This window comes from Pseudoalteromonas sp. MelDa3, assembly GCF_002863625.1.
In the GTDB taxonomy this organism is placed as follows: domain Bacteria; phylum Pseudomonadota; class Gammaproteobacteria; order Enterobacterales; family Alteromonadaceae; genus Pseudoalteromonas; species Pseudoalteromonas arctica.
Genome location: NZ_PJBR01000140.1, coordinates 1 through 5,454 on the forward strand (window position 1 = coordinate 1; position 5,454 = coordinate 5,454).

Consider the following 5,454-nt stretch of genomic DNA (forward strand, 5'->3'; position numbering starts at 1 on the left):
GGTATCATTAACGCTACATATTTTTAATAATGCATAATACCAATTCGCAATAATAGTTAATCAATTTAAGGGATTAAATCGCTAACTGCATTAAAAATTTTTGATATAGAACAACTCAATAACGAAATTTTGCTTTGTTATCGACACGATTTTCTTGTCTCAAAATAGATTACTTAATTATGCGAATTGGTGTAAGAAACAAGGAAATTGTGTCTTGAAATATCTAGCCTTACTAAGTGTGCTAACGCTTAGTGCATGTAGTTCTGTTCCCCATAAAATTGAAATGAGCCAAAGTACGGCTGCAAATATGAACCTTATCGCTTTAACTGAGCAAAGTGCACCAAAGGGGGTTGCTGGCACTTACCAGTTTCATATTAAAGCGGCGGGAGTTCAGGGGAGTTGGTTGTATTTAAATACAGAAACTGATTATCGTGACAGGCGTTCAATTACGGTATCAATACAGCCTAATGTGGTAGCAGAGCTTCAAAGTAAATACGGGCAACCAGCAGACACCTTTTTTATTGATAAAACAATAGAAGTAACAGGCGAAGCTAAACGAGTAACTATCGATTTTATGAGCCGTGGTAGAGCTACTAATAAATATTATTATCAAACGCACATAGCTGTGTCATCACTTAAGCAGCTTCGTGTTATTGAAAGTTAGCAAAAAGCAATGCACTGTATTTATATACAGTGCATTGTAAAAGCTTACTTTGAGCTTTAACGTTTACACTTAAATTTACTGCTATGGCGCTACTTTAGCGCTGTTTTATTCCACGATTTCAAAACTCTTATTTAACCTATTGTAATCTCATTACATAAAACTAATAATTGGTTAGTTTTATAAGTTTGAGTACCTGTATTGAAAGCCAAAGAAATCCGCAATTTTTATATCAACGAAGAGCAATCTGTTTATTTGCTTTCGCACCGCGATGCTAAAAAACACCGCCAGTGGCTTAATATTTGTATTAAGCAGTTAACACTGCTGGGCTACAAAAACGTTGAAATGATTGGTTCAGGAGCTTTTGGTTTTGTGTTTGCAGGTGATGACGATAACGGCTTACCTTGGGTATTTAAGTTTTCGCGTATTACGCTTGCCCAAAGTGTACGTGACCGCCTAGAAGACGAAGCGTATATGCTTTCGCAAATTAATAACCCGTTAGTGCCTACCTTTTATGCGTTTGAGCGAATTAAAAAACAAGGGATTTTAATGATGGCTCGCGCCATTGGAGAGGACCTTGAAAAAGTATCACTTAAAAGAGGGCGCTTTAGTGCCGCGCAAATAATGGCGCTAGCTGTTAGGTTACGTAATGTATTAATTGATTTACGCAGCCACAAAAATGGCGTTAGCCCACAACCTATAGTGCATGGCGATATAAAACCTTCAAACCTTGTTTGGGATGCAAACACTGACGCGCTTTCGTTAGTGGATTGGGGCAGCTCTGTGTATGCACAGCTCGATAGTGATGGTAACCCTGTTGCGAGTAACTTTATGGATTTAATGTCGGGCGATTTAAGCACAACGAATGCGCGTATGGGCGATGTGTACTTTATTGGTGAAGCGCAAATGTCGGGGGAGCAATCATCCCCACGATTTGACGAGCAAGGTGTAGCCGCTACGTTGTATGCGCTAGCGTCGGCGCAGTCGTGTCGCTTTGGTGCACAAGCTATACCTGCAAGCAGCTTAGGGCTTCCAAAAGAGCTGGCTAAAGTAATTGACGGTATGCTTTCTAAAAGTAAGGCACAACGTGATGGTGCTGGTGATTACTTTATGCGTAACATTACAACTATGGCGAAAGCGTATTTACCTGAATTTGCTAAAAAACAAAAAAAAGCAGATATCCCTTTTTGGTATGGTAGCGATGAGCAGCCAGATACGGTTGTGTATAGCTCACGAAAACAATTTTTACGCCAGGCTGATCATAATCAACAATTACTAGATATAAACGACGCGCAACTTGACCGTTATTACAAAGAGTTTTTGTTTGATACAGGCGATACCGAAAAAGCATTTTTAGCATCTATAAGCCGATTAGCAAAGTATCCTGTAGTAGGCGGGCTTAGTTTTCATTGGAGAGATGAGTCGTTATTTGTTGAATCGTCTTTAATTATGCATGACGAATCATTGGGTGATGCGTTTAGTGATGCGATTAATAATACGGTTATGCTTGCGCAAGCGATTAATCAAAAAGGGCTATTTAAGTGCTGTTTGTTTGATGCCCGTAAAACTATTCAACTAGAGCGAGATGGCACGGGGGCATTTAAGTTTGATAGCCTACCAGAGCTTGAATACGAAGTAGTAAGTATGAAAGCAAATGACATAACCCGCCCGCATTCATACTTTGAAGACGGTAAAGACCCTGACGAGCAACTACAGCTACCTAAAAAAGTTATTAAGTGCGTATTTGAGCTTAACCAAATTCATCATACGGGGTGTATTATTTTTGAAGCACTGCCGGACAGAATGAAAATTCACCATTACTACCGATTACTCGATTCGACCAAAGAAGTTGAGTTTAAACGCCTTCTTAATAAACTCATGCAATACGCGGTAAATATTACTGACGTTGGTGTTGCGGGCTTTATGAAACTCCCTTATAAAAACACCCGTGAGTTTAGTTTATGTGAGCAGCAAGAAGAGCATTACTTTCCTAAAAATCCTAAGCTTGTATCTTTATAGAAAAAGCACTTAACTAAAGAGTATTAAATAAGAAGACAAAGATAAAAAAGAGCACAAATTGGTTTAACTTGTACTCTTTGCCACTTAATTATTTAGGTAAGTATTACTAATTATTAAACACCTTACTAAAGGGCGATGTTGGTGATAGCTCAAATTGATGAGTTAGCTTTTGCGTTTTATTAGTCGCTGTTATTTGATAATGCTGCTTGTGCTCATTGTTACTAAATAGCTTAACGTTAAAGTTAACTTTGGTTAATTTACTGGGCAAAGAGTAGCGCCCAGTAATGGTTACTTGGTCTATATTGTCGCTTTTATGTGTATGCGACGCTTCTGGGTTTAGTAAAAGTCCGTCAATAGTAAATTTATACTGATGATCTGCTAAATAAACGTTCTTTTTAACTCGCTTACTTATTTGTTTTTTATGAGCATTAAACTCAACTATTGATACTTTGCCATCCTTATCTTCATCAACCCCTTTAAAAGCCGACATAGGGATTGAAAGCACAATAAACACGTTATTATCAACAAAATTCAGCGTACCGTGATCTGCAACCATTAAATGCGCGTTTGCTAAATTTGGCATAATCAACAAACCCAAAGTAGTCATACTCAGTAGACCTCTTTTTATATAAGGCATAGCTTACTCCTAACTAAACTTCGCCTTTAACACAGCGTTGAAAAAACGGGTAAGTGTCTGTTGCGTAGTAGTGGTATATCCCATCAGGAAACTCAGGCGTTACACCAACGCGGCCATTACATTCATCTAAATCACCAGAGCCTGCTACGTATTCCCAATCTTGTGCAAATGTACCTAATGGGTATATATCGGTAGAAGGGCGGTTTGCGCTTACGGTTGTTATGTGTTGGTAGCTACCGGTCATTGCGGTTAGGGCTGAAGTTGCATCACTTGAGTCTGAATAGCCGTAACGTGCATATATAGGAAAGCCATCTGCTGCCCAGCCTATTAGAGTCATAGTGGTGCTATTGCCACCTCGCATTGCTACAAAGCCTTCTGGCATACCATGATAGTGATATGTGCCATCGGGTTGTACATGTGCATTGTTGTCGTCTGTTCCAAAACTAAACGTGTCTTGGCTTAGGGCTTCTATATTCCAGTTGCCGCTATTGTCGCCTAAATCGCAATCGGTGCCAGAATCATCACAACTTCCGCCTGTGCCTGCGTCTATTTTAATGCCATTAAGTACAACGCCTATCATTCCACGAGGACCACCAAGCATAGTTGCTTGTGTTGTTTCTATAGGCTCAAGTGTGTAGCTTTCATTTACTGATTGTTCAGAAATAGTATTTGGGTTATCAGCATTAGGGAATGTACCTACTTCGTGATCGGGTATGCCATTAGCTGCTAAGTCGCGTGTAGTTCCTGTGCATGACCAATCTGCAGCGCTGGTGGCTTGTACTGACTCTGACTCGTTATATTCACTGTAGCTATATTCACAAAGTACACTTTGGGTTGAACTGCTGGTACCTGTGCCATTATCTGTGGTGGTTTGTGATGAGCTTTCTGTAGTTTCTGAGCTATCAGCTATGCCTTCTCCACCACCACATGCAACTAACGATGAAACAATTAAAGCAAGAGAAGTGAGCTTTAAAGCATTTATCCTATTTCGATTTTTATTATTAAGTGCGTATTGTTTCATTGCTGCCTACCTGATCAATTAAGTTACTCAAACAATAATCAGCAATTGTGCAAATAGTGTGTAAACAATGATGACAAATTAGCAATTATGTAAATAGGCGGAGTATTAAAGCTAAGTTGAGATTTAACTTTATGAGATTGTGTTTTATTTTAAAATTTCAAAAAGTTAAACTAATGCCAAAATAGCTAACATAAAAGGCTACCTTAATGGCTAAAACAAAACCTGTAGTGACGTTACAAAGTCACGGTATTTACTCTAAGTGGGATAGTGAAAGTAAAGCGTTGCCACAAATAGAGCAATTTACAACAAATGTAATAGCTGAGGTCGATATTGAGTTTGGCTTAATCGTAAATATTAAAAAAGGTAAAGGCGAAAAGCTTCATTATTGTATTTACCATCCTGATATTCCAGGTAGTAACGGTGATGTGATGGATCCTTTTGAAGGCGATGTATACGTTAAAAACAGTGATTGGAACTTTTATTTAGGCGATACGCTTTGGCTGCCAATAGAAAATAAATTGGGTGATTGGCGAATGACGATTGAATTAAATGGAAAAATCATTGCTGATAAAACTTTTAATGTGGCATTAGAGGCAGAGCGTACCGAAACAGATTTTTGGAAAAACCGAGGGTACTAATTGTTATTTATTGGCTATGTAAGGCGGATATAATTGAAGTTAATGAGAAAATAGTCGAAGAGCTATTTATAAACAGCTCTTCAACCTTAAATTAGTAAGTTTTTAGTTACCCCAAGGGTTACTAGAATTAGAACGCTGCTTACGATCGCGAGCACGTTGCTTAGATTCTTTTTTCTCTACAATACGTTTAGCATCAACAAAACTAAGTTCACACGGCTCACCCGGTTTATGATCAGATGGGATCACACGATCTCGTGGTGGTAGTTCGTATTGAACATCATCAGGCTTAGGTAAGTTTTTAAGGCGGTAAAGGTAAAAGTTATCTACTTTTTCTTGTGCCCATTGTGTTTTACGTAAAAATTTAACCGCAGACTTAACATCAGGATTATTTTTAAAGCAGTTAAGTTGTAAATAAGCGTGCAGGAGTTCCCACCCGTATTGTTCAACCAGCTCTTCAACCACTTGTTCTAATTTTACG

Annotated in this window: 6 protein-coding genes; 3 read left to right on the forward strand and 3 right to left on the reverse strand. The window is 38.6% G+C overall.

The features are described 5' to 3' along the window. Window positions 1-214: 214 nt before the first annotated feature. Window positions 215-664: a hypothetical protein gene (locus CXF89_RS18045; protein ID WP_121955372.1), complete on the forward strand. Its 450-nt coding sequence runs from the start codon at window positions 215-217 to the stop codon at window positions 662-664. Window positions 665-862: 198 nt separating this feature from the next. After that, window positions 863-2,680 carry a protein kinase domain-containing protein gene (locus CXF89_RS18050; RefSeq protein WP_121955373.1) on the forward strand — a complete coding sequence of 606 codons (1,818 nt, stop codon included), beginning with the start codon at window positions 863-865 and terminating at the stop codon, window positions 2,678-2,680. Window positions 2,681-2,786: 106 nt separating this feature from the next. Here CXF89_RS18050 and CXF89_RS18055 read toward each other — a convergent pair whose 3' ends face one another. Both CXF89_RS18055 and CXF89_RS18060 read right to left on the reverse strand, forming a co-directional pair. Next, window positions 2,787-3,317: a hypothetical protein gene (locus CXF89_RS18055; RefSeq protein WP_024593628.1), complete on the reverse strand. Its 531-nt coding sequence runs from the start codon at window positions 3,315-3,317 to the stop codon at window positions 2,787-2,789. A 13-nt stretch (window positions 3,318-3,330) separates the two neighbouring features. After that, window positions 3,331-4,338 (reverse strand): YHYH protein, encoded by a 1,008-nt coding sequence (locus CXF89_RS18060; RefSeq protein ID WP_024593629.1) that lies wholly within the window; start codon window positions 4,336-4,338, stop codon window positions 3,331-3,333. A 206-nt stretch (window positions 4,339-4,544) separates the two neighbouring features. On the opposite strand from CXF89_RS18060, the gene CXF89_RS18065 reads away from it, so the two are divergent. Next, entirely contained in the window at window positions 4,545-4,976 is a 432-nt protein-coding gene (locus CXF89_RS18065) for a DUF3859 domain-containing protein (protein ID WP_007582762.1), read from the forward strand. Between the two features lie 102 nt (window positions 4,977-5,078). Here CXF89_RS18065 and CXF89_RS18070 read toward each other — a convergent pair. Next, window positions 5,079-5,454: VF530 family DNA-binding protein (locus CXF89_RS18070; protein WP_145990839.1), on the reverse strand; the 376-nt coding region annotated here is incomplete at its 5' end.